Genomic DNA, 2,943 nt, shown 5'->3' with positions numbered 1-2,943 from the left:
CCAGGCTGAGGGAACCTTTGGGCGCCTCCGTTACATTTTAGGAGGCAACCGCCCCAGTTAAACTACCCACCAGGCACTGTCCCTGAACCCGATCAGGGCCCGAGGTTAGACATCCAATACGATCAGAGTGGTATTTCAACAACGACTCCACAAACACTGGCGTGCCCGCTTCACAGTCTCCCACCTATCCTACACAAACCGAACCGAACACCAATACCAAGCTATAGTGAAGGTCCCGGGGTCTTTTCGTCCTGCCGCGCGTAACGAGCATCTTTACTCGTAATGCAATTTCGCCGAGTCTGTGGTCGAGACAGCAGAGAAGTCGTTACGCCATTCGTGCAGGTCGGAACTTACCCGACAAGGAATTTCGCTACCTTAGGATGGTTATAGTTACCACCGCCGTTTACTGGGGCTTAAATTCTCAGCTTCGCCACACAAGTGCAGCTAACCGGTCCTCTTAACCTTCCAGCACCGGGCAGGCGTCAGTCCGTATACATCGTCTTACGACTTCGCACGGACCTGTGTTTTTAGTAAACAGTCGCTTCTCTCTGGTCTCTGCGACCCCACCCAGCTCACACCGTAAAGGTGATCACCAGACAAGGTCCCCCTTCTCCCGAAGTTACGGGGGCATTTTGCCGAGTTCCTTAACCACAGTTATCTCGATCGCCTTAGTATTCTCTACCTGACCACCTGTGTCGGTTTGGGGTACGGGCCATGTGAAAGCTCGCTAGAGGCTTTTCTCGGCAGCATAGGATCACTGAATTCACCACAACGGCTACGCATCACCTCTCAGGCTGTATGCGACACGGATTTGCCTATGTCGCGCCCTACAGGCTTACACCGGCTATTCCACCAGCCGGCCCAGCTACCTTCCTGCGTCACCCCATCGCTTGACTACTACCACCGAAGGTCCCGTGCATCCACACCCGCATCCCCCGAAGGGAACACGAACGCTTCAGGACGGTTAGTACCGATGATTCATCAGGGGCGCGTTCACACGGGTACGGGAATATCAACCCGTTGTCCATCGACTACGCCTGTCGGCCTCGCCTTAGGTCCCGACTCACCCTGGGCGGATTAACCTGGCCCAGGAACCCTTGGTCATTCGGCGGACGAGTTTCTCACTCGTCTTTCGCTACTCATGCCTGCATTCTCACTCGCGTGGCCTCCACAACTAGTTCACACTGCTGCTTCCACGGCCACACGACGCTCCCCTACCCATCCACACCACTGCACACCATCCCGCAGGACAATGCGTGTGTTATGCGAATGCCGCGGCTTCGGCGGTGTACTTGAGCCCCGCTACATTGTCGGCGCAGGACCACTTGACCAGTGAGCTATTACGCACTCTTTCAAGGGTGGCTGCTTCTAAGCCAACCTCCTGGTTGTCTCAGCGATCCCACATCCTTTTCCACTTAGTACACGCTTAGGGGCCTTAGCCGGCGATCTGGGCTGTTTCCCTCTCGACTACGAAGCTTATCCCCCGCAGTCTCACTGCCGCGCTCTCACACTCTGGCATTCGGAGTTTGGCTGACGTCAGTAACCTTGTAGGGCCCATCGGCCATCCAGTAGCTCTACCTCCAGAGTGAAACACGCGACGCTGCACCTAAATGCATTTCGGGGAGAACCAGCTATCACGGAGTTTGATTGGCCTTTCACCCCTACCCACAACTCATCCCCTCAGTTTTCAACCTAAGTGGGTTCGGGCCTCCACGACGTCTTACCATCGCTTCACCCTGGCCATGGGTAGATCACTCCGCTTCGGGTCTAGAACATGCCACTACGACGCCCTATTCGGACTCGCTTTCGCTACGGCTACCCCACACGGGTTAACCTCGCGACATGCCACTAACTCGCAGGCTCATTCTTCAAAAGGCACGCCATCACCCCCAGTAGACCAAACTACTCGAAGGCTTTGACGGATTGTAAGCGCACGGTTTCAGGTACTATTTCACTCCCCTCCCGGGGTACTTTTCATCTTTCCCTCACGGTACTAGTCCGCTATCGGTCACCAGGGAGTATTCAGGCTTATCGGGTGGTCCCGACAGATTCACACCGGATTTCACGGGCCCGGTGCTACTTGGGTATTCACATCAACAGTCACCATGTTTTCGTCTACGGGACTCTCACCCTCTACGACAGGCCGTTCCAGACCACTTCGACTAACACAATGATTTCTTACTGTTGGCCGGCTCAGCAGCGCCGACACAATGAACCCCACAACCCCACAAGTGCAACCCCTGCCAGGTATCACACACCCATGGTTTAGCCTCTTCCGCGTTCGCTCGCCACTACTGACGGAATCACATGTTGTTTTCTCTTCCTGTGGGTACTGAGATGTTTCACTTCCCCACGTTCCCTCCACACCGGCTATATATTCACCGGCGGGTAACACGACATCACTCGTGCTGGGTTTCCCCATTCGGAAATCCTCGGATCACAGCTCGGTTGACAGCTCCCCGAGGCATATCGCAGCCTCCCACGTCCTTCATCGGCTCCTGGTGCCAAGACATCCACCGTACGCTCATAAACACTTACAACAAAGATGCTCGCGTCCACTGTGCAGTTCTCAAACAACACACAACAACCCCTACCGGAACCCACCCACAGGTGAAGAACTTTCATCGGTCATCGTCGCTGATCAAACACAAACAACGTGTTCTCTCAGGACCCAACAGTGCACCGATATAACCACCGCAGAAGAAAACATGACGCTTTCCCCGACGCGATAATACTTGCCAGCGTTCCACCCATGAGCTCCTGCCGCTCCACATACGGGAACGAAACAGTCTCTGCCCGAATCGAATCCACCTGTGTGAACCCTCAACGGGAGAAGTGCTCCTTAGAAAGGAGGTGATCCAGCCGCACCTTCCGGTACGGCTACCTTGTTACGACTTCGTCCCAATCGCCGATCCCACCTTCGACGGCTCCCTCCCCAAGACG

General features: G+C 55.2%; 2 rRNA genes (1 of these 2 running past the window's edge). Both read right to left on the bottom strand.

From position 1 onward, the window contains the following. Positions 1-2,540, bottom strand: a 23S ribosomal RNA gene (locus tag ACFWCF_RS26235); the annotation flags it as partial. A gap of 306 nt (positions 2,541-2,846) precedes the next feature. After that, positions 2,847-2,943: ribosomal RNA gene (locus tag ACFWCF_RS26230) — 16S ribosomal RNA — on the bottom strand (it continues 1,525 nt past the right edge of the window).

Origin of the sequence: Rhodococcus sp. NPDC060090, assembly GCF_042729855.1 — a bacterium.
GTDB lineage: Bacteria > Actinomycetota > Actinomycetes > Mycobacteriales > Mycobacteriaceae > Rhodococcus.
This window is presented reverse-complemented; position numbering and strand designations above follow the sequence as displayed.